At 54.0% G+C, this 21259-nt stretch carries 16 protein-coding genes, 1 tRNA gene and 3 pseudogenes; 12 read left to right on the forward strand and 8 right to left on the reverse strand.

Features of this window, described 5'->3' with window-relative positions; all coding sequences use genetic code 11:
* Window positions 1-32: 32 nt before the first annotated feature.
* Window positions 33-106, reverse strand: a tRNA-Gly gene (locus QPJ95_RS14625).
* A 287-nt stretch (window positions 107-393) separates the two neighbouring features.
* Window positions 394-1326 carry a hypothetical protein gene (locus tag QPJ95_RS14630; RefSeq protein WP_270919838.1) on the reverse strand — a complete coding sequence of 311 codons (933 nt, stop codon included), beginning with the start codon at window positions 1324-1326 and terminating at the stop codon, window positions 394-396.
* 296 nt (window positions 1327-1622) lie between these two features.
* Here QPJ95_RS14630 and QPJ95_RS14635 point away from each other — a divergent pair, with 296 nt between their 5' ends.
* Window positions 1623-1970 (forward strand): DUF3768 domain-containing protein, encoded by a 348-nt coding sequence (locus QPJ95_RS14635; RefSeq protein WP_270919839.1) that lies wholly within the window; start codon window positions 1623-1625, stop codon window positions 1968-1970.
* A 340-nt stretch (window positions 1971-2310) separates the two neighbouring features.
* Window positions 2311-3243, forward strand: a complete 933-nt coding sequence (locus QPJ95_RS14640) for an IS5 family transposase (RefSeq protein WP_270919840.1) — start codon at window positions 2311-2313, stop codon at window positions 3241-3243.
* A gap of 93 nt (window positions 3244-3336) precedes the next feature.
* On the opposite strand, the gene QPJ95_RS14645 is transcribed toward QPJ95_RS14640, so the two are convergent.
* Both QPJ95_RS14645 and QPJ95_RS14650 read right to left on the reverse strand, forming a co-directional pair.
* A complete protein-coding gene (locus tag QPJ95_RS14645) occupies window positions 3337-4581 on the reverse strand; it encodes an AGE family epimerase/isomerase (protein ID WP_270919841.1) in 1245 nt (414 codons plus the stop codon).
* A gap of 17 nt (window positions 4582-4598) precedes the next feature.
* Window positions 4599-5657, reverse strand: a complete 1059-nt coding sequence (locus tag QPJ95_RS14650; protein ID WP_270919842.1) for a LacI family DNA-binding transcriptional regulator — start codon at window positions 5655-5657, stop codon at window positions 4599-4601.
* Window positions 5658-5866: 209 nt separating this feature from the next.
* On the opposite strand from QPJ95_RS14650, the gene QPJ95_RS14655 reads away from it, so the two are divergent.
* From QPJ95_RS14655 to QPJ95_RS14680, 6 genes and pseudogenes are all read left to right on the forward strand, one after another.
* Window positions 5867-7105: an ABC transporter substrate-binding protein gene (locus tag QPJ95_RS14655; protein WP_270919843.1), complete on the forward strand. Its 1239-nt coding sequence runs from the start codon at window positions 5867-5869 to the stop codon at window positions 7103-7105.
* A gap of 116 nt (window positions 7106-7221) precedes the next feature.
* Window positions 7222-8118: a carbohydrate ABC transporter permease gene (locus QPJ95_RS14660; RefSeq protein WP_270919844.1), complete on the forward strand. Its 897-nt coding sequence runs from the start codon at window positions 7222-7224 to the stop codon at window positions 8116-8118.
* Window positions 8118-8996, forward strand: coding sequence for a carbohydrate ABC transporter permease (locus tag QPJ95_RS14665; protein ID WP_270919845.1), 879 nt, complete (start codon window positions 8118-8120; stop codon window positions 8994-8996). Before QPJ95_RS14660 ends, QPJ95_RS14665 begins: the two co-directional genes overlap by 1 nt.
* Window positions 8997-9000: 4 nt before the next feature.
* Window positions 9001-10113 (forward strand): ABC transporter ATP-binding protein, encoded by a 1113-nt coding sequence (locus QPJ95_RS14670; protein ID WP_270919846.1) that lies wholly within the window; start codon window positions 9001-9003, stop codon window positions 10111-10113.
* Window positions 10114-10170: 57 nt separating this feature from the next.
* Window positions 10171-11097 (forward strand): carbohydrate kinase family protein, encoded by a 927-nt coding sequence (locus tag QPJ95_RS14675; protein WP_270919847.1) that lies wholly within the window; start codon window positions 10171-10173, stop codon window positions 11095-11097.
* Window positions 11098-11155: 58 nt separating this feature from the next.
* A pseudogene (locus tag QPJ95_RS14680) lies at window positions 11156-11281 on the forward strand (IS6 family transposase); the annotation flags it as partial.
* Between the two features lie 624 nt (window positions 11282-11905).
* Here the strand turns inward: QPJ95_RS14680 and QPJ95_RS14685 are convergent.
* Both QPJ95_RS14685 and QPJ95_RS14690 read right to left on the reverse strand, forming a co-directional pair.
* The gene (locus tag QPJ95_RS14685; RefSeq protein WP_270919848.1) at window positions 11906-12841 is read right to left on the reverse strand and encodes a phytanoyl-CoA dioxygenase family protein; all 936 of its coding nucleotides are present in this window, start codon (window positions 12839-12841) and stop codon (window positions 11906-11908) included.
* 83 nt (window positions 12842-12924) lie between these two features.
* Entirely contained in the window at window positions 12925-13224 is a 300-nt protein-coding gene (locus tag QPJ95_RS14690; protein WP_270919849.1) for a hypothetical protein, read from the reverse strand.
* 137 nt (window positions 13225-13361) lie between these two features.
* Between QPJ95_RS14690 and QPJ95_RS14695 the strand changes: the two are divergent.
* From QPJ95_RS14695 to QPJ95_RS14705, 3 genes and pseudogenes are all read left to right on the forward strand, one after another.
* Window positions 13362-13654: pseudogene (locus QPJ95_RS14695) on the forward strand (integrase core domain-containing protein); the annotation flags it as partial.
* Between the two features lie 160 nt (window positions 13655-13814).
* Window positions 13815-14399, forward strand: a complete 585-nt coding sequence (locus QPJ95_RS14700; RefSeq protein ID WP_286018129.1) for a 3'-5' exonuclease — start codon at window positions 13815-13817, stop codon at window positions 14397-14399.
* A gap of 453 nt (window positions 14400-14852) precedes the next feature.
* Window positions 14853-15940 (forward strand): IS3 family transposase gene (locus QPJ95_RS14705; protein WP_286018130.1). Its coding sequence is split into 2 segments (ribosomal slippage): window positions 14853-15114 and window positions 15114-15940, totalling 1089 coding nucleotides; the frame shifts between segments, so codons are not numbered across the junction.
* Between the two features lie 498 nt (window positions 15941-16438).
* Here the strand turns inward: QPJ95_RS14705 and QPJ95_RS24075 are convergent.
* Both QPJ95_RS24075 and QPJ95_RS14715 read right to left on the reverse strand, forming a co-directional pair.
* Window positions 16439-17716 (reverse strand): annotated as a pseudogene (locus tag QPJ95_RS24075) (VapE domain-containing protein).
* Window positions 17713-18513, reverse strand: a complete 801-nt coding sequence (locus QPJ95_RS14715) for a helix-turn-helix transcriptional regulator (protein WP_270921151.1) — start codon at window positions 18511-18513, stop codon at window positions 17713-17715. The pseudogene QPJ95_RS24075 and the gene QPJ95_RS14715 overlap by 4 nt, the downstream one beginning before the upstream one ends.
* 1025 nt (window positions 18514-19538) lie before the next feature.
* Here QPJ95_RS14715 and QPJ95_RS14720 point away from each other — a divergent pair.
* Window positions 19539-20909: a hypothetical protein gene (locus QPJ95_RS14720; RefSeq protein WP_270921150.1), complete on the forward strand. Its 1371-nt coding sequence runs from the start codon at window positions 19539-19541 to the stop codon at window positions 20907-20909.
* Window positions 20910-21259: the final 350 nt, after the last annotated feature.

Raw genomic sequence — 21259 nt, forward strand, 5'->3', positions numbered from 1 at the left:
ATTTTGCAGGCAATATGTCGGAAGTGATTTTTTGGAGCGGGCGACGGGAATCGAACCCGTGTCATCAGCTTGGAAGGCTGAGGTCTTACCATTACACAACGCCCGCTCTACAGTTTCAGGATCTATTTCATAGACTTTAGGAGGTCAAGAGGCCTTTCGCCGCAAAATGGTTGCGGTGTCGTGCAGCTGAGAAAGCATGACATCTGTCGGGTTTGCGCAAACGGCTTGGATATCAAAATTGGGCTAGGTGAGTTTGGCACCAGGTGAAATGCGTGGTGATTTCAGCATGTAGTTCGGCACTTGCGTGAACCCATTCGTCGAAAGCGCATCGGCTCCGACAAGCTTGATGTTCTTCTCCTGAAGCAATTCTCTGAATGGTTTCATATAGAAATATTATACACCATCCATCCTACCACTATGGGGGTGGTGTTCACTGGCGCGTGCACCGTGAAAATTCGGTTTCGGCTCCCCCACCTGCGATACATCAGGCATTTCGATCTTTGTGTGTCGCCCAGCTACTGAGACTGCTTTAAGTGTTTGCAGAGTTTCACGATGCATGTCGGCCATCAGTGTATCGTTGCCGCGCTGATGAATTATTTGCTCGCACATGAATGTCTTGTCTTCGCGCAAATCTCCAATCAAGTCTTCTTGCGATTCTAGTCGCGCGGTCAGCTTGGCATTTTCAACCATCAACTCGACCCGGCTAGTTTGCGCTTCGCGGGCGTCGTCAGCGATACCCGGCGTCGCCATGACGTTGGGCTGAGCATCAGGCGATCTCGGCAAGCCGGGATTATCTGTGGCGTCGTCAACAGCCTCTGGCGGCGCTATGGCGATAGCAACATCCTCACTGGATATCGTAGTCTCGCCTATGGAGTCGGCGTCGCCAATACCGAATGGCGTTGCCTCGGGTGCGACGGCGGGCTCTTCGGGTTTTGTCTGGATGAACTTGCGTAGGGAAGTGCCGTTAATAAACCATTCATGTACAGGATTTCCATTGCGGGTGGTTTTCAGCTTGAAGCAATCGAACTGACCTTCTTGACAGTAACGTTGAAGGGAACGAACTGAGGGACGTTTACGGTGCTCGGCAGGGAACACTTCCAGGGCTTCGCCCACCGTCAGATCGTATTTAGATAAATCGGGCAGCAGGGGTGTGTAGGCGCGCTCTGGCGAGATGCTGGCGGTGTCAGGCGCACTTGGCGGTGCGGTGACGGCTGGCTCTGTTGAGCCGTATTCTTCGGCGTCGACAAGCGGCTTGGCGGCGTCATCTGGTGTTGTCCTTCCAAATGTCGGGACTGGCACTTGCTGCGAAAAGTGGATGGAATTCATACACAAATTCTATCACATCAAGGCTTGTGTTTTATTGTGTGCGCGAGCGCTAGGCCAAAGGCAACCTGCATAGGTTTGTGGTAACATGGGAGCGGACGTTCCCTATAGATTGGGAAGATGAATTGACCCTCTAAATGGTTTGGCATGGCTTCGCAGTGCCCATCTCCCGCAAGCAAAACCGGCTGAACTAAAAGTTCCACCACTTTGCGAAGCTGGGATCAGTCCATGCCAGCATTCGTCTCTTTTTTGACGCCTCTGAAATTGTTTGGGGTCGTCAAGCTTGAGAGGAGCTCACCATGGCAGCCAGTAGAACAAAGGTCATCCAGAAATTGAACGATCGCTTTCGGATGGGGGATGTGATCGTTCCCGGAACTGTCGTTGTTACTAGCGGCGTGCAGTCACTACTCGCAGAAGCGGGGGGCAGCATGGAAGCCTTGATGTCAGTGGTTGGAAGCTACGATGACTTTACCGAGGGCAATGATCCGCATGGAGAGCACGACTTTGGAAAAATCAGTTTTCTATTGACTGATCTCTTCTGGAAAATTGATCAGTACAACACAACTTACGACGGCGGATCAGAAGATCCGACCGTTCTTTCAATAACATGTCGTGTGTTAACCATCATGCTCACCGAGGAATACTAAAAGTGCCCGGCACCTAAAAGGTGCCGGTTTTGGTTTGGGCCAACGAGTTGGCCTGAGAATGAAACCTACTGAAAAGTGCGCACTTTAGAGGGTGGACGTTCTTTATACTTGTCGTAGCAAGATGTGATCAATAGTATCGCTCAGGTAGATTCTATACCGGGAAGCCAAAGCTCTAGCACTTTGAAATCGTGATGAAGTTGCTTTGACGCTCTGCGCAAAAATTCATTTAGAGGAAAGAATGCTGAGTTGGCGAATTTTAAAATACCCCCTAGCAACGGCTTTGTTGCACAAATCGTCTGAGGGGATTCACGGCGTGAATCCAGCGTGATAGCAACCTATCATGAGTAGTTGGGCACCGGAGACTTATAAGACCAAGAACTGGCCGATCTACAATCGTGCCTTGAAGCAACGCGGATCACTGTCGATTTGGTTTGACGCAGATATGCTTTGGGAGGCTAAGCCTTCAGGCAAACGGGGGCGGCAGCAGGCCTACAGCGACGCTGCCATTCAGGCCTGCCTGACGATCAAGGTGCTGTTTGGTTTGCCCTTGAGACAAACGACCGGATTTGTTGAAAGCCTGTTGGAACTGGTCGGGCTGGACTGGGCGGTTCCAGACTTTAGTACCTTGTGTCGCCGTCAGAAGACATTGCACGTAGCCATTCCCTACCGCGGCTCACCCGGCCCGTTGCATCTGCTTTTAGATAGCACTGGTATTAAAGCTGAGGGCGAAGGCGAGTGGAGCGCCCGCAAGCATGGTGGTCCCAAACGTCGGCTCTGGCGCAAGATACATATCGGTATTGATGAGGAAACGCTGGAAGTGCGGACAATTGAGGTGACAAGTAGCAGCATCGGAGATGCTCCTATTCTGCCAGATCTACTCAATCAGATCCCGCTCGAAGAAGAGATCGGAAGTGTGACCGCTGATGGGGCCTATGATACGCGAAATTGCCACGCAGCGATTGCATCTCGAAATGCCCATGCTGTTATCCCACCGCGAAAGAACGCCAAGTTATGGAAGCCTGACACCCCCGGTGCCAGGGCTCGAAACGAAGCCGTTCGTTCTTCGAAATACTTAGGTCGTGCGCTCTGGAGAAATCTGAGCGGATACCACCGCAGAAGCCGCGTCGAAACAAAGATGCATTGTTTGAAACTGCTGGGGCAATCGCTCATGGCTCGAGACTTTGATCGACAGGTCGCGGAGATCCAAATCCGTGCTGCGATCCTCAACGGGTTCACCGCGCTCGGCATTCCGCAAACAAAGGCTGTAGCCTAAATCCGCCTGGGGTAAGGGGAAGCACGACCCTCACGCGATTTGTGCAACAAAGCCGGTTGGAGTTATCAATTTGGCGCCCCCGAAACAAACTCATTACTCAAACACCCGACCAAGCGCCTTACCTAACCCGGACAATTTGGGAGCCAGCGGAATGAGCGCCGCCTGGATAGAATGGTATATGTCCGGTTTGCCTTTGAATTGGGTCCCTGTCGGCACACCCTGCGCGTCGATTTCCGGGAACCAACCGCCATGATCGTGGTCTATGTAATACTCATCGGCGAATTGCCACATCCGGCTATACCAGGCTTTTTGTGTGTCACTGCCGCCAAGCTTGAGAAAACTCGCCAGTACCCCTATCGCTTCGGTGATCGGCCACCAATATCGATCGGAAATCAAAGGGGCTCCATCGAAGTCGAGTGTATAGACGAACCCACCCTTTTCGCTGTCCCAAGCATCTGTTAGCGCTCTTTCGGTCAGAGACCATGCGGTATCGCGTGAGCTGTCATCCGGGCGGCCGATAAGATCCCAGTATTGCAACAATAGCCGTGCCATCTCAAAGGAATGCCCAGGAGTCGTGCCACGAGGGCGGAACATTGGGTTCCCCGAATAGCTCCGGTCGATTTCCCAGCCCAAAGTATAGTGCTCTGGCAGCCGCCAGTTTTCGGTGGCCGCAATTCGATAGACAAAGAAATCAAGGATCCGGCCCGCCATGCTCAGGTAGGTTTCGCGACCGGTTGCTTCAAAGGCAGTCAATAGCGCCTCGACGCCGTGCATGTTGGCGTTCAACCCGCGATAGCTGGAAAATGGGCCCCAGTTGCGGTTCCACTCATCGGCAAACAAACCGACGTGCTCTTCCCAATAGCGCGTCTCAATAATGGCAGTTACGTCGTCAATCAGGCGGTTGGCATCTGGATGTCCGGCCATTTTTGCACTGGCCCCCGCCAGCAGAACAAAAACGTGTCCGTAGGCAAGTTTCCGATCGTCATGGATTTTATCACCCTCCAGGGCCCAAAGAAATCCACCATGGTCGCGGTCTCGATGGTAGTTCCACAGATACTCCATCCCTTTGTCGATCACCGCCTCGCATCCCTCAACCCCGGCCAGCTTTCCCAGAGCATAGGAATGAGTCAGGCGGGCGGTAGTGTGAAGTTCCTGGACGCTGTCAGCCAGCGGGTTCCCGTCGTAATCAAGCACGAAGAACCCCTGGTCGGGGCGCAGACTGGCGTGGAAAAAATCAAACTGTCGCTTGGCGTCTTTGCGCAGAAATTCCCGATGGGCAGAGGTGCCGAAACGGAAAACTTCCGCGTCGTGATGGTGTGTTTTGGATGTGCTTGCCACAGGAGGCCTCGTCTATGTCAGCTAACGCCAGGTGCGCGCAATTGTGTGTCTGAAAGGGTATCGTTTGCAGGAAGCCTGCCCAAAACCGGTTGAATGTATTGCAGCTCTGCCACCGGTGCGCCCGCGATGCGTTTCAGCAGAAGGTCCGCCAGCTTTTCACCCGCTTCCGACAGATCCTCATACAGGCTGGCCACCTTGGGCCGCACCAGATCAAAGACCCCTGAAGTCTGCTTGACCACAAGCTGAACGTCCTGACCCGGAACCAGCCCCAGATCTTGGATAGCAGCAAGCGCGGCTAGACCGGAGACATCGCCGGGAAGAACCAGCCCGTCCGGAGCCTCCGGCGCAGCAAAGCGTTTCTGAATGTTGGCCGAAATGGCATTCGCATTGCTATCCAGCGAGATGCCATCGAGGATTTCATAACCGACACCCGCCGCCCGGACTGCGGTCATGAACCCGTGCTGCAAGTGCTGACGAAAAGTGAAGCGTTCGGGCGGGAGCAAAATGCCCAGCCGTTTGGCGCCTCGGCCAATCAGGGTTTCCGCTGCCTGAAGCGCAAAGGCGTAGTTGTCGCAATCCACAAAAGGATGTGGCGTCGCCAGCTCGGATCGTCCATGCGAGATAAAAGGGAAATCCGCTTCGAGCAGAAATTTGATGCGGCTGTCGTCGGGCGTGGTGCGCGAAAATATGATTCCGTCGGCCAATTTATCGCGGACCACACGCCGGATCTGTTCAGCCGACTTGTCCGGCCCAAAATCAGGCAGCACAACAAGATGATAGCCCGTATTTTCCAACCGTGCGCTGATGCCCCGGATCAAAAGCGTACCAAAACCAAGGATTTCCTCATGTGGTGGCAGGATCAGATTGATCACTTGCGTGCGCCCGGTCCGCAGGCGTTGGGCCGCGCGATCCGGTGAATAGCCAAGCTCTTTCGCCATCTTTTGGACCAGAGCACGAGTCTCTTCTGCCATCTGCGGATCATTCGCCAGAGCGCGCGAAACGGCCCCCACGGAAATCCCCATTTTTGCAGCGATTGTGCGCTGTGTTGGGCGTTTGATCTTTGATGGGTCTGACATAACTCACTGCTCTAAAGGTATCTGGCATCGTAAATTAATACGATTAAACACGCAATGCCAGCGAAAGAAAAATATCAGGACCCGCCAACATTAGCAAAATAGTCATATTTTCATCGAGTTTTTTGGCATTGGCTGAGCGATTCATGAGCCTTGACAGACCCATCCATTATAACGTTATAAATAACCATGGATTTTTCTGGGAGGAAATTATGAAACTCAAGCAACTGATGGCCAGCGCTGCGCTTGTCGCTTTAACTTCGGGATCTGCCTACGCTGAAGACGTAGAAGTCCTGCATTGGTGGACTTCGGGCGGCGAAGCGGCGGCCTTGAATGTATTGAAGGACAATCTGGCGGGCCAGGATATCGGATGGGTTGACATGCCGGTTGCGGGCGGCGGCGGTGAGGCCGCCATGACTACCCTGCGTGCCCGTGTCACCGCAGGCGACGCCCCAACTGCTGTGCAGATGCTTGGCTTTGACATCATCGACTGGGCCAACGAAGATGTTTTGGGCAACCTCAACGAAGTGGCCGCAGCCGAAGGTTGGGGCAAGGTTGTTCCTGAGGCCCTACAGGCCTTTTCCAAGCATGACGGCAACTGGATCGCTGCGCCTGTGAACGTGCACTCGACCAACTGGGTCTGGATCAGCAAGTCCGCGCTGGATGCGACCGGTCTTGGCGCTCCAACCAGCTGGGACGAATTGACCGCTGTTCTGGACGCAATGAAGGCCAATGGCATCACGCCGCTGGCGCATGGTGGTCAGGCTTGGCAGGACGCCACAATCTTTGATGCAGTTGTGCTTAGTATGGGCGACGACTTCTACAAATCGGCGCTGATTGACCTAGACACAGATGCATTGGGCGGCGCGACGATGGTCGAAGCTTTCCAGCGTATGGATACGCTGCGCGGTTATGTCGACGACAACTTCTCGGGCCGCGATTGGAACCTTGCTTCGGCGATGGTGATCAATGGCGAAGCCGGCATGCAGATGATGGGTGACTGGGCAAAGGGTGAATTCCTGCGCGCGGATCAAAAACCCGGCGAAGATTTTGTCTGCATCCGCTTCCCTGGCACCCAGGGCGCCGTCACCTTCAACTCTGACCAGTTCGTCATGTTCGAAGTCGACGAAGGCAACGATGCACAGCTGGCAATGGCGTCGGCAGTGATGGATCCTGTGTTCCAATCCGCGTTCAACGTAGTCAAAGGCTCGGTCCCGGCGCGTACTGATGTGCCCAACACCGACTTTGACGACTGCGGCAAAAAAGGCATGGTGGATTTGGCCGACGCCGGTGACAACGGACGTCTGTTTGGATCGATGGCGCATGGTCACTCAGTGCCTGCCTCGGTGAAGAACGCCATTTATGACGTCGTCACCGCCCACTTCAACGGCGAATACGACGCCGAGACCGCTGCGCAGGAGCTGGTCAACGCTGTAGAATCAGCGATGTAATCTCCCTTGTGACGTCGGTGAACTTGGCGTCACACACTCCGGGCCGGGGGGCGATCCCCGGCCCAGCTTAAATAAGAAGACTGTCTAGTGCGACTGCACCGACAAATGGGGGAAAGATGGCAAATTACGCCTCTGACGCGGATTTCCGCACGAAACTGCAGGGATGGATTCCGAAGCTGGTGCTGTCGCCGTCAATCGCGATGATGCTGGTTTTTGTGTATGGGTTCATTCTGTACACGGTCTATCTCAGCTTCACCGGCTCGAAGATGCTACCCAAATATGACTTGATCGGCATCGACAACTATGTCCGCCTTTGGGGTCTTTCAACCTGGTGGACCGCCGTCACCAACCTGGCCATTTTTGCGTCGCTCTACATCATCATCTGCACGGTGATCGGATTGACCCTCGCCATTCTGCTGGATCAGAAAATCCGCGGAGAAGGCATGTTGCGTCCGATCTACCTCTATCCGATGGCGCTGTCTTTCATCGTCACCGGCACCGCCTGGAAGTGGTTTCTGGATCCGGGGATTGGGCTGGAAAACACCATGCACCTGTGGGGCTGGGACAGCTTCGAGTTTGGCTGGATCAAAGACAGGAACATGGCGATCTATACGATTGTCATTGCAGCGGTCTGGCAAACCAGCGGCTTTGTCATGGCGATGTTCCTGGCAGGTCTGCGCGGCATAGACAATGAAATCCTCAAGGCAGCACAGATCGACGGTGCCTCTAACTGGAGCCTCTATCGTCGCATCGTCATCCCGATGCTTCGGCCTGCGTTCCTGTCGGCTTTCGTGATCCTTGCTCATCTCGCGGTCAAATCCTATGACCTTGTCATTGCCCTGACCGGGGGCGGCCCGGGCCGAGCCACCGAATTGCCCGCGACCTTCATGTATTCCTACACATTCACACGAAATCAGATGGGAACGGGGGCCGCCAGCGCCGTTATCATGCTGATGACCATTGCGGCCATCATGATGCCCTACCTCTATGCCGAGCTGAAGGAGAAGAAGTGATGCCTGCCACAACACAAGACACCGCCGTCAGCTCTGGCAAGATCACCCGCGTATTTATCTACCTCGTGCTGTTGCTCTCCGCCTTGTTCTACCTGTTACCGTTCTTTGTCATGATGGTGAACTCGCTGAAGCCACTGGACGAAATCACCGGTGGCAACATGATGGCCCTGCCTGAGACATGGACGATCGAGCCCTGGCTCAAAGCCTGGTCCACAGCCCAGATCGGCGTCGAAGCAACCGGGCTAAAGCCGTATTTCCTGAACTCCATCCTGATGGTGGTGCCTGCTGTGGTTATTTCCACCGGGCTTGGCGCGCTGAATGGCTATGTGCTGACCAAATGGCGGTTTCGCGGCGATACAATCCTGTTTGGCCTGCTGCTGTTTTCCTGTTTTATCCCGTTTCAGATCGTGCTGATCCCGATGGCGACGATCCTCGGCAAAATCGGGCTCGCCGGGTCAATTCCCGGATTGGTGCTGGTCCATGTGGTCTATGGCGTTGGCTTTACCACGCTGTATTACCGCAACTATTATGCCTCTTTTCCAACCGAGCTAGTCCGCGCCGCGATGATCGACGGCGCTGGTTTCTTTCGCATCTTCTGGCGCATCATGCTGCCGGTTTCCGGACCAATCACCGTGGTATCGGTGATCTGGCAATTCACCAACGTCTGGAACGACTTCCTGTTTGGCGCCTCATTTGGCGGTCAAACCCAGCCCATGACGGTCGCCCTGAACAACCTCGTTCAATCCTCAACGGGTGTGAAAGAATACAACGTCCACTTTGCGGGCGCGATCCTCGCCGCCCTCCCCACTCTTCTCGTCTACATCGTCGCGGGCCGGTACTTTGTCCGCGGTCTGATGGCCGGATCTGTAAAAGGCTAATCTCATGGGTTTTCTCGACATCTCAAGCGTCACCAAATCTTACGGCAACGTCGAAGTCCTGCATCATGTCGACATCGCCGTCGAGGAGGGCGAATTCCTGGTGCTGGTCGGCCCATCGGGTTGCGGCAAGTCCACATTGCTGAACATGATCGCCGGGCTGGAGGAAATCACAAACGGGGATATTTCCATCAAGGGCCGTGTCATGAACGGCGTCCACCCCTCTCAGCGCAACATCGCAATGGTATTCCAAAGCTATGCTCTCTACCCGAATATGACCGTCGGGCAGAACATGACATTTGGGCTGGAAATGCACGGTGTTGAAAAGCCCAAGCGTGACATGGCGCTGGCAAAGGTTGCCAAGCTCCTTCAGATTGAACAGCTTCTGGATCGCAAACCCGGGCAGCTGTCCGGCGGGCAACGCCAGCGCGTGGCCATGGGCCGGGCTTTGGTCCGCGAACCGGATGTGTTCCTGTTTGACGAGCCCCTGTCCAACCTCGACGCAAAGTTGCGTGTCGATATGCGCACTGAGATCAAGAAGCTGCACGAAAAGCTGAAGACCACAATTGTCTATGTCACCCATGACCAGATTGAGGCCCTGACGCTGTCGACCCGGATTGCGGTGATGAATGATGGTTATGTCCAGCAACTGGGCACGCCCAAGGAAATCTACGACACACCAGCCAATCTGTTTGTTGCGACTTTCATGGGATCACCTGCAATGAATATCCTGCCTGCAAAGGTGTCGATGATCGAGGGCGTACCGCACGCCGAGATCATGAACAGCACAGGTCAAACGACAAGTCTTAGATTCAGCCAGGCCAATATGGCTGATTGGCAGGGCAAAGAGCTTCTTTTGGGCATTCGCCCAGAAGCGCTGACAGATCCGGAAGGCGCAGACCGCAAGTCCCGCAATATTGCGATGCTGCCAAACACCGTGGAGGTGATCGAGCCTGCAGGGGCCGATACCTTTGTCACGACCACTCTTGGTGGTGTGAACATCATCGCGCGGATGCGGGCCGATGCTGATGTTGCTACGGGTCAAATGTTCAATTTTGCCGTGAATATGGAAAAGGCCGTGGTGTTTAACCCAAAAACTGAGAAGCGTATCGCGCCTTAATCTCTTCACGCCTGTCAGCACTGGCAATTTCACATTAAACCCTGAAAAAGGAAGCCTATGATCCTATGTTGCGGAGAAGCGTTGATCGATATGATCCCCACTCCAACCCAATCTGGATTAGATGGGTTTGTGCCCCACTCGGGTGGTGCGGTTTTCAACACCGCAATCGCGCTGGGTCGGCTTGGGGTGAAAACCGGAATGCTGACCGGGCTTTCGACCGACATGTTCGGAGCCCAGCTTGAAGCATCGCTTACTGCAAGTCGGGTGGATACGTCTCTTGTGATCTGGTCAGATCGGCCTACCACGCTGGCCTTTGTCACGCTGGATGACGGGCAGGCCACATATTCCTTTTTCGATGAAAACTCAGCGGGGCGAATGCTTGCGCCGAGTGATATTCAGCCGCTTTCGAAGAATGTGACCGCTCTGTTTTTTGGCGGCATCAGCCTCATCTGCGAACCATGCGCGCACGCCTATGTCGATCTGGCTGCCCGCACCGCTTGCGACAAAGTGGTGATGCTGGACCCCAATATCCGACCCGGCTTTATCAAGAACATCCCACAGTTTCGATGGCGCTTGGAACGATTGATCTCAATGGCAGATATTTTAAAGATTTCTGACGAGGATCTTGATTGGATTTATCCGGCGCCCGATACGCTGGCTGCCAAGATGACGTTACTGCTCAAAGCAGGTCCTTCAATTGTTGTCTTAACTAAGGGTGCAAAAGGTGCCTCTGCATTTACTGCGGCAGGACACGAGGTTTCTGTAACCGGCGAGCGGGTCAAAGTTGTCGATACCGTGGGTGCCGGAGATACATTTAATGCGGGATTCCTGGCTAAACTATTCGATCTTGAGGTGGTGACGAAAGTCGCTTTGAGACAGATTGGCATCGACGATGTCCGGGCTGCGCTTACCTATGGCACAAGGGCAGCAGCGATCACTGTGTCACGCGCCGGGGCCAATTCTCCATGGGTGGGGGAGTTGTGAGGGTCTTGTCCGAGGATACTCGGTTGTGAAGGGCAGGGTGGCGATTTAGCTTCTCGGCATGACAAAACACAGTCCATTTCGGTATTTTGAAACCAGTCCCGACATCATTCGCCTTGCGGTGATTTTGTACGTCCGGTTCCCCCTGTCGCTCCGGAATGTGGAGGAATTGTTGCTCAGAGAAGGTTCGCTGGCAGGTTCGTTCCCTCCGCCACTTGCCAAAGAAAACCCATTCTCCGTTTTGGGCCACCGCCGGATTTTCTTGTTGTTTTCAAAGGTTGTAGCGGCTGGGCTGTTGACTGCCACTTCGGTGGCAGGGCCTGAAATGGTTCTCCCTCCCCCGGTATTCTCCAAAGCTGTTGACTAAGGATGTTTTGGTTCACAGCTTTAAGTCACAGATATTGCGGGGATTTTCATGAGACTCTCGAGCTGCAGTTTGTCAAATCAGATGGCAGGCGAACGTCACCGGCTTCGAAACGGAGTTCAGTGGCAACGCAGAGGCGGCCGTTCACCCGCATACCATTTGGATGGCAAGGAGGGCGGAAGGTGGTGGTCTGCTGCAGGTGCGAAATGGTTGACCGCGTTCCCTGAAACGGTCACTCAAATCGACGTGAATGGCCCATTCCAGGCATTCGCCTACCCAACAATCGCCGCAGTGCAGCTTTCACATTCCAGTCATTCGTGGAGGATTCAGCATTTTTCAAAAAGGAATGACTTCAGCGCGGGCAATCCCGCTTTTGATTGAGCTTCGGCCAATCGCCGCTTTCATGCCTGCAAGCCTGTATTCGAAGTGATAGAAAACGATAACAGCTCACCAGTCCTTCAGTCCAAGCAGTAATTGGCCTAAGTCCGTCAGTACCGCTGGTGAGACGAATTTCTTTTCCCAATCTCTAGGATCTCCCGGGAAATCAGGGCGCTTTGGAGGCTCGATTTCAGTCCAGAGCCGGATGCGCTCAGCTTTTTCCTCTGAATTCGACGGCTCCGCTGGATGCATCGAGATGTATTGTGCCAGCCGCACACGGTCCTTCGAGATATTTGGGCGTACGCCATGGGCCAGCAGCGAGTTGAAAATCATCAAATCTCCAGGGGCCAGTGTGATGTTCTCGCGTTCAATCCCTGTCATATCCGGCAAAAGAGGATTTCGATCTGATGGCTGCGTTGCGATCCATTCGTCAAAATGTTCAAAAAGATAAGGAGCGCACTGAAACCCGCCGGTCTCTTCGTCCTGCACATCGAGGCTGAGAACGCCTTGCACTCCGATCGGGAGGGGGTAAATTGAAGTATTGACGTCCCAATGAATGAAGCCGTCCTTCGAAGTCGCGCCTTTCTTTGGCGGGTTCAGGTTCGCGCGATCAATGGTCACCCATAGGTCTTCTCGGTCCCAGATGTCGACGAATGCATCATAGAGGCGGGGGGTCTGCCGGTTATCCCAGAGGGCTTGATGGTGATATATTTCAACCATGCCTGCATTGTTCAGCTCTTTGCGGACGTGGGACCGCCGTTCAGGCTCGTACCATGTGCTAGGATCTTTCGGGTCTTTTTCGTCAAACTCCCAAAGAACATCTACCAGTGCTTTAGTTTGCGTCGGCGGAACCGCTCGTCTCACAACGACGTATCCTTTGGTGATCCAGTGCTGCCAATCCTCTTTCGACAGAACCCGCAGTGGCAGCGTCTTTTGAACATCCTTTAACTGCGTAGTCAGGTTGGTGCTGACTGGATGACTTATTTCGTCTGCAGAAGGCAGCATTCCTTGATCCTCCGTAGATCTGAAAGTCCCACACAGTTTGGCTGCAAGTCTCAGCGGTTTGCAAGTCATCAGGTATTTTTGAACTAGCTTTCACAGCCCAATGCGGCCATCGGCGGTTCAGTGAGTTGCCGCAGTGCAGCTTTCGCTTTGCTGACAATCATGCGCCGCGCGGCATTCTGGGACACTGTCAGAGGAAAATTATGAATACTTGGAGCGGTGTGGATTCGCGTGGTCAGACTCGAAAAAAAACGAGAGAAATCAATGGTGGTAAAATGCCAAATTTGCGTTTGGGCAAGTAATATTTTTTCCTCTGACAGTGCCAGCTGCACGCTTTGGAGAACTCTTCCCACAGGTACATTTTGTGCAATATTCTTATCGGTCATAGTTGGTCTCCCTTGCGATGTGGTTTGTGCAAAACCACTGTAGGGACCTGAGACCCGGCTATGATCGCCTGCTGCGCAATTTGAGGGCTGCGCAGGCGGTCAGAGCCTCAAAATCAGCGCCGTTCCGAAGGTGCTATGGCCCTGAGTTCATAGCGGAGGCGGTCAGAGATTGGATCAAAGCTGTCGGGGCCAAGACCGCCTACATCGAGCCAGGGTCTCCTTGGGAGAACGGATACTGCGAAAGTTTCAACGGGCAAATGCGAGACGAGTTGCTCAACGGCGAGATATTCTATTCCCTACGCGAAGCCCAAATCATCATCGAAAGCTGGAGGAAACACTACAACACCAAACGACCCAAAATGCCCTGAGCTACCGCCCACCGGCGCCTGAGGTCATCGTACCGATGGACCAAAGGCCAACCATGCACTAACTTTCAAATTGGACCACCCAAGTGGGGCTGCTCAAATCCTTGTCGATGGTTCCACCGGCTTGGATGAAATGTATGATGTTCATGATACCATTCCTGATCAAATGCCCCCATTAGCTTACGAAAAAATACCGCGAACTCCACCTGCAAAGGCCATGATAATTTGACAGACGCTCTTCCCCATGGTGATTTCCGCTTCATAGCTTTGGATGTAGAAACGTCCTGCGGTGACAGCGCCAGTATTTGCCAAATCGGTCTGGCTTGCGTTGGATTAGATCGTAGCATTCAAACTTGGTCGGCATTCGTTGACCCTTTGATGCCTTTTGCGCCTTTTAACGTCGAGCTGCATGGGATCAGCGCCAAGACTGTTGAAAACGCGCCGACTTTCGCGGAGATATGGCCCAAACTTCAGGTGCTGCTGACTAGGCACGCAATCGTTCAACACAGCCGTTTTGACGAACACGCCATCAACGCGGCATGCAAAGCACATGGTCTGTACCAACCTCGATTGAGTTGGAGCAATAGTGTGACCATCGCCAGAACTGCTTGGCCTGGGCTGAAAGGGAATGGAGGCCATGGACTGGCCAATCTTAAACAACACCTAAGCCTGGAATTTCAGCACCACGATGCAGGCGAAGACGCTCGTGCAGCGGCCTTAGTTGTGCTGCGAGCAGAAGTCGAGTTGAGCAAGCCGTTTGAACAGATCACCTCAAACAACACCGCGTTCCAACTCTCATTTTCGTTCTAGACTTGCGGGCTTGCTGCACTGTTCGTTGAAAAGTTAGCGGAGAAGGATAAGGCCCAATTGCTGCACCATGCACAAATCGACTTGAAGGGTGGGCAGGCGGGCGATTTTGCACGGACAATCCCCGCTGGCTCGCAGAGATGTAACAACAACAACCCTAACCTCACCCCTCATCGATTCTTAAATACTTAGCGGTCACGGGGTGCGAATTACCCGCATGTCGGTGGGGCCTGGGAAGGACCCAAACTGCTGCTCCCGTATCTGATCCAAGCGTCATGCAGTCTAAGGCACAGGTTTGCTGAAAACCTGTAATAGGGAAAAATGATTTGATCTCCCTACCTTTCAGGTTCTGTGTCTGGCAACGGCCCGCATGAATGAGATGACGCGGTAATCCCCCCCGAAACTAAGGGGATGTGGAAGTAGAATTTTCTCGGCAGAATGCATGAGGAGATTTTGATGAAGATGACGAGATATAGCGAACCCCAAATTCTTGCGATCCTACGCCAAGCCGAAGGCGGTGTGCCTGTAACGGAGCTGTGCCGCGAGCACGGGATGAGCAACGCGTCGTTCTACAAATGGCGATCAAAATACGGTGGTATGGACGCGTCGATGATCAGCCAAATGAAGGCGCTTGAAGACGAGAACCGGCGGCTGAAAAAGATGTATTCCGAGATGAGCATGCAAGCAGAATTACTGAAGGAAGCCCTGGGAAAAAAGTGATCCGGCCAGCCTTACGACGGGGTCTGGCCGAGAAAGCGGTGGCGCGCCACGGTATCAGCATTGCGCTGGCCTGCCGCACGTTTGATGTCAGTGAGACGTGCTATCGTTACAGCCCGCTCTTGAGCGATGAGAACGAAGAGATTGCCGATCTGCTGGTTGGGCTGACGGCCGCACGGAAGACTTGGGGGTTTGGGCTATGTTTCCTGCATCTACGTAACGTGCAAGGTCATTCGTGGAACCACAAAAGGGTTTACCGGATTTACTGCGAACTGGAACTGAACTTGCGGATCAAACCTCGGAAACGGTTAAAGCGGGACAAACCCGATGCGCTGGCAGTGCCGGACGCCCCGAACATGACCTGGTCGATGGACTTCATGGCGGATCGCCTCGGGGATGGTCGGGCGTTTCGGCTCTTGAACGTGCTGGATGATTTTAACCGCGAGGGTTTGGGCATCGAGGTCGATTTTTCTTTGCCAGCCGAACGGGTTATTCGCAGCCTTAATCGGATCATTGAATGGCGTGGGAAACCAGGAACCATTCGGGTCGATAATGGGCCGGAGTACATCAGTGGTAAGCTGCTGGAATGGGCTGAGAAACAAGGTATTATCATCCAGTACATTCAACCCGGAAAGCCGCAGCAGAACGCTTACATCGAGCGCTATAATCGCACCGTCAGGCATGAATGGTTGGACCAACATATCATCGAAAACATAGAGGAGGCACAGGACTTTGCCACACAATGGCTATGGACTTACAATAATGACCGCCCGAATATGGGCCTCGGCGGCATCACACCCGCAATGAAACTGAAAATGGCCGCGTAAATTCTACGACCGCCCCCTGTTAAAAATGGGGGGATTACCACCCCAGGTCGACCGAAGTTAATGCACTGTTTTTGCTGATATTTTCCAAGCATGACAGCTGAAACACTAATTCCCAACAACAACAGACCGCTCCCCCAGTTTCTTCCAGTATCATCGCTGGTTTTCTCTGACTTCCGGGAAAAAAAACCTGCGCGTGAGAGGCGAGCGGGTATGTGGTCGAAAAGATTTTAGAGATTTACCCCACCCCTCCCTTCGCCAGGATCATCTGCCGCATGCACTTCTGTTCATAAAGCGCGGTAGACGAAGTAGACGAGATTTCCTTGACTTCGTGGGGCCGAATAGCGACGGCCATTCTAATCAGGTGAAACTCTTTTAAATGATTTAATTACAGTATGGTAGCGAGTCCGGCGCTCTCTATGAAAAACTCGTCTACTTCGTCTACCGCTGGAATTTTTCCGGTAGATGAATAGCTCTCATCTACCGGACTTATGTCATGTTTCAACCGGTGCGAACATAACGGGCCAGGCCTTTTCCCTCGCCGGATGTAAACTGGCCGTCGCGCTGATATCCTAAAGTTCTGAGAATGCCTGACACCCGCCTGGATTCCCTTTGGGTCATCCGTTCCGCAGGAATTTCAAGCGCCTCTGCAAGGATAGATTTGCAGGCAACGGCCTCCCGCTCTTCACAATAGCTTTGGATTGCTGCCACCCAAGGGTCATCTTCTCCGCGCTCTGCCTGTTCCTGTGCTGCAACCTCGGCCACTTCTCCCGTCAGCCACCAGACTTCTTTGGAATTGTAGGCATGCACCGCCTCGGCCCAGAGCTGGTCACGGTCGCGACGGATGGCTTCGAGATCGATCTCTCCAGTCATGACCGGCCAAAACCGCCGGTTTCCGGTGGGATCGCGCAGGTAATCGTCGCGGTTCGTGGTGCCCACGAAGACGCAACGCCGCAGCTCTAACACCTCCGTACGCCCATAAGGCGGGCGGTAGCGTTCCTCCTACCGTGAAATGAAGGCTTTAGTTGCCTCAAAACTTGACCGACTCAGCGAGGCCAGTTCCGCCAGTTCGATGAGCCATTTTCCACGCAAGAACTGAGCTGCATCTTTGCTGGAAAGGTCCGGCAAGGCATCTCCGAAGAACTCCGAACCGGCAAGTATCCGCAACACCGAGCTCTTGCCACTTCCCTGCACCCCTTCGAGGATCAAGAAGCCATCGGCTTTGCAACCAGGCGAAAGCGCACGCGCTACTGCAGAGATCATCCAGCGCCGCCCGACCTCGAGAGCATAATCGCTTTCCTCAACGCCGAGATAGCGCATCAACCAGGAGGATAGTCGCGCTTGACGATCCCATTTCAGATTTCCCAACCAATAATTCAAAGGGTCGACCGAGTTGTCGGCCGCCACGGCGTGAAACGCGTCCGTTATGGTGGCCCGGGCGGCGTCCGGAAAGCCGTTGTGGTTGCACCAGACTTGAGCATGAACAATATCTGTCTCGGTGATCTCACGGGTCTCGAACCGTTGGCCGGTATCAGTCCCGGGAATTGGCCGATAAAGCATGTCACGGCGCAGGAAGCTGTCATGGCGCAGGCACCCGCGCCAATCAGTGTGATGTTCGAAGAGTGCAATGGCTGTCGCTGGGCACCAGACGGGCCGGTCCTTGCTGTCCCGGACAACCGGGATAGTGTCGTGATGGCGCATTGTTGACGGCTTCTGAACCACCGGCGCTTTGATGCGGTTCTTTGCGGCGAATGCTTCCACTATCGTATCTTTAGTCATTGGGCGCACCTATCACGCGCTGCATCGGCTTCGCCCAGAAACGCCAGAAGCTCAGAGCGCCGCCAGCGCGTGAGGCCTGCCACACGAAGCCGGGCATGCAAAGCTCCACTACGGGTCCTGCGCCAGAGGGTAGTCTGCGAAAGGTTAATGAAAAACGGCAAAATTGGAGCGTCGATCCTTGGTGCCTCAATCAAGATGAAATTCTTGGGGCTGGATGCCAGAAGCTCGACTTGACCGCTCGGGTAAACTAGGCGATCGCCACAATGCGCAATCGCATGACCTTTACCGTCATGCCAAACCCCAATCGATCTCAAGTCAGCTCTACTCGGATCGAAAACGCCCTTCACGTTGCGTTGCTCGATAATCCAAAGACCAGCGACTTTTGGCGACCTTCCATTGTCCCTTGCCGGAAACAATGACCGGCACCATTTTACGGTGTCCTTGCCCCTTCCCAGGAACAAGGCTTGAATACCTCGCCCTGGCTCAAGCGCCTCGGCTCTCATGTTCCGAAGTTGGCGTCTCGGCGAAATGAAATAATAGACATTGGCATTGTGTCCCAAAGGGACGATCGGACTCGTGGGCACGCTATCCGGTCCTGTGGAGTTCGCGCCTTGTTCAGATATTGGATCGAATACAAGGCCCGCTGCTGCCCTAGCAGTTTCCGGAGGCCCATTGTTACTTGTGACAACACGTTTCGCGTTTTTGAAAGCTCTCTGGATCGAATTGTCTTCCAGATCACGGCTGTTTCCTGCAAAACTGATGGAGGCGGGTGTCCCTAGAATATTCAGATTATGCATTTTTCTGACCCTCCACACGTTGCTCGATCCAAAGCTGAATGTCGCAAACTCTATAGCGTACAGAACGACCGAGCCGAACGATCGGCGGGCCATCGCCTCTCGTTACCGCCAACTCCAGAAACCGAACAGGGACACCAAATTGCTCTTGCACATCTTTCCGCCGCAGCAGTCGAAGGCCTTCTATTGTAGTCATGCATTACTCCCATATTGATACCACTGTTGGAGGGCTGAGATGAACTTCACAGCTCACCTTGTGGTTTCGAATCACCCCGAGAGACATTTGTACAGTGGGGTATACCCCGCTAAACAAGCGCCCCCAGAAAACGCTCTGAATCTGGTAGAAAAAGGTATGCACATTCGGCTCTTACGGCGGATCAGAAGGCATGGAATAGTAACGGGGCCGAAAGCAGAGAAAGGATGAACAGAGGCTAACACGGCTCTTGTGCCCAGCCTTTTCTTAGCCGACTACTTGTTCAATGCATGGGACACTGGGACACATGCGGGACATCAGCATGTCCCAGGCATCCGATTGAAAGCAAACAATATTTCGGAAGAACACTTAATGTTACCTAATTATGGGACTTGTAGATTGAGAGAAAACTAAAATTTAGGGATATTGATATGCCAAATTCCAGTCCCAAGTGTCCCAGTCGCCAAAACCGGTGGAATTTCAAAGCCTTCGCTGGGACTGGGTATGCGACAGGCTAGCGACGACGGTACAGGTTCTCGTCTGTCACGAACTGAAAGCAATCAAATGATGTGAGAGTGGCACGCTGCTATAGGCGCACAGAGCTGCTGGGCTTCGTGAAACCGTCTACCGCCAGGATCATTGAAGCACCGGTACATCCCAATAGTAACTAATGCTGCAGCACGCGCAATTCGACAAGAAGGGCGGTGGGTTCAACCGATGGTCGCAACACATGTTGCAAAACTCCCTGTTGGGGCTTGATATTGCAAGGCCTTGTGCGGTTCTTCGTTGAGCTGACGGGCCACAGCGCTGGCGTCTGTCGGCGCATCACTGATACATGGTTGTTGCAGCGACACCGCTATGGAGGATGGGCGTGCGGAACGACATATCGGATTTACTTGGCTTCATTGGCCGAGAAGATGTCTGGCGCGATCGGCTGCAGGACGTGGTTGCCGAACACCTGATGCCTGCACTCGAGGAATTTGACCTCGATGACGATGAACTTTCTGAACTTCTGGGGGAGCCGTGGCCTGGCGTGTTGTGGGGATGCGGGTTCGAGGATTTTCTTGGCCGTCGCTATGGCGAGGAAAACATCGTCGATCTATATCTCAAACGGCGTGGCTGGAAGGAAACGGCGCTAAACCGAGAGTACTTTGCGGCGCTGCGTGATACGCCCGTCAGCCTTTATGAAGTCAGTAATGTGAAGCCGGGCGTGTCAATGGTGCTGCAAGACCTACTCGGTGGAGCAGAGCCCGTGAGTGTTCTCGAACAATCTGCCACGCGTTCGCTAAAAAAATGGGACCGGATTGCGGTCCGCATTCTGGCCGGACGCGATCTCCATGTCCTTTCGGGCGCATTACTGGCGTTCTCGGAAGACGCCGTGGAGCTGCTGTTTGATGGATTGCGTGGTGCGCTGAAATTGAAAAAGCGCGATGCAATGCGGCTTACCACGGATCAACTACAGGGCTGCACTCCGGTGTTCACCAGCGCCTGGCTGTTTACCGCGCTGCCGCGCGCTATGTTCCCGCCGCAGCCAACGTTCTGCAACTCGGATGGTGATGACATAATGTTTCACGACTTACGATTTCCGTTTGCAGCAGGTGTGACACAAAAGGACGTTGCCGCTTGTCTGGACGGAGTCAGAAATTTCCTTCCCGAGGGACCGCGCTTCTGGACCTGGCTTGTTCCACCTCGAACCCGGCCGCGCAAAAAGGCGAGCGGCATAATGCTGGATTCGCAGATGGCGGACGGTACAGTGCTGGGGTCTCTTGAGCTGAAAGGCAAGTCGCTGCTGGTCACGGTAAATTCGGTTGCGCGCGCAGCGAAGGTCGAAGCGTTGATGACAAAAGCGGCGGGGGAACGCCTGAAGCGACCAATGACCACCATCCGCACTGTCGAACAGATGATGGCTGAGGAAGGCCCCGAACAGCCACGGGAAGGCGACGACGAGGTTCCACCGCAGATTGCCCGGCAAATCACTCACGACTATTTGGACAAGCACTATCGCGAGACCTTGGACGCGCCGGTGCCTGCATTGGGTGGGAAGTCGCCCCGCCAAGCCGTGCGCAGTGAGAGTGGCCGCGAGGAAGTGTTGCAGTGGCTGAAGCTGCTCGAGAACCGGAGCGCCAAACATGATGATGCAGCTATCGGCGAGTATGACTTCGGCTGGATGTGGGCTGAACTCGGGCTGCAGGACCACCGAAAATGAGGGGCATTCTCAGGAACCCCGTTCAAGATTTGGCGGGGCACGGATCGGCCTCGTCTGCTGGCCGACGACGACAGCCGTGAGAATGCTGCACTGAGCACGAATGGCCGGTCTGCGGAAACTGCACCGCAGCACCAGATCGACATGCGAAAGTCCGGTCATGGCCTTTCTTGACGGTGATGGAAGAGGTGAGTGTTCCGATTGCTGCACCACGCACATTTCGGCATTAAGGGCGGAGAACTGCCGTTCGCTGCGTTTCGCGTCAATGTCTGCAGTGCGGCGCGGTTTCACAGCCGGTAGGGTGCGCAGAGATACTAATTGCCTGCCAGCTTGCAAGGCTCTCAACTGATATA

It is taken from the genome of Parasedimentitalea psychrophila (genome assembly GCF_030285785.1).
Lineage (GTDB): Bacteria > Pseudomonadota > Alphaproteobacteria > Rhodobacterales > Rhodobacteraceae > Parasedimentitalea > Parasedimentitalea psychrophila.

Coding starts and splice junctions, on each gene's coding strand:
- QPJ95_RS14715 (WP_270921151.1), bottom strand. CDS start 18,513: ATGCATAATCTGAATATTCTAGGGACACCCGCCTCCATCAGTTTTGCA.
- QPJ95_RS14655 (WP_270919843.1), top strand. CDS start 5,867: ATGAAACTCAAGCAACTGATGGCCAGCGCTGCGCTTGTCGCTTTAACT.
- QPJ95_RS14630 (WP_270919838.1), bottom strand. CDS start 1,326: ATGAATTCCATCCACTTTTCGCAGCAAGTGCCAGTCCCGACATTTGGA.
- QPJ95_RS14665 (WP_270919845.1), top strand. CDS start 8,118: ATGCCTGCCACAACACAAGACACCGCCGTCAGCTCTGGCAAGATCACC.
- QPJ95_RS14650 (WP_270919842.1), bottom strand. CDS start 5,657: ATGTCAGACCCATCAAAGATCAAACGCCCAACACAGCGCACAATCGCT.
- QPJ95_RS14670 (WP_270919846.1), top strand. CDS start 9,001: ATGGGTTTTCTCGACATCTCAAGCGTCACCAAATCTTACGGCAACGTC.
- QPJ95_RS14685 (WP_270919848.1), bottom strand. CDS start 12,841: ATGCTGCCTTCTGCAGACGAAATAAGTCATCCAGTCAGCACCAACCTG.
- QPJ95_RS14635 (WP_270919839.1), top strand. CDS start 1,623: ATGGCAGCCAGTAGAACAAAGGTCATCCAGAAATTGAACGATCGCTTT.
- QPJ95_RS14660 (WP_270919844.1), top strand. CDS start 7,222: ATGGCAAATTACGCCTCTGACGCGGATTTCCGCACGAAACTGCAGGGA.
- QPJ95_RS14675 (WP_270919847.1), top strand. CDS start 10,171: ATGATCCTATGTTGCGGAGAAGCGTTGATCGATATGATCCCCACTCCA.
- QPJ95_RS14640 (WP_270919840.1), top strand. CDS start 2,311: ATGAGTAGTTGGGCACCGGAGACTTATAAGACCAAGAACTGGCCGATC.
- QPJ95_RS14720 (WP_270921150.1), top strand. CDS start 19,539: ATGGTTGTTGCAGCGACACCGCTATGGAGGATGGGCGTGCGGAACGAC.
- QPJ95_RS14690 (WP_270919849.1), bottom strand. CDS start 13,224: ATGACCGATAAGAATATTGCACAAAATGTACCTGTGGGAAGAGTTCTC.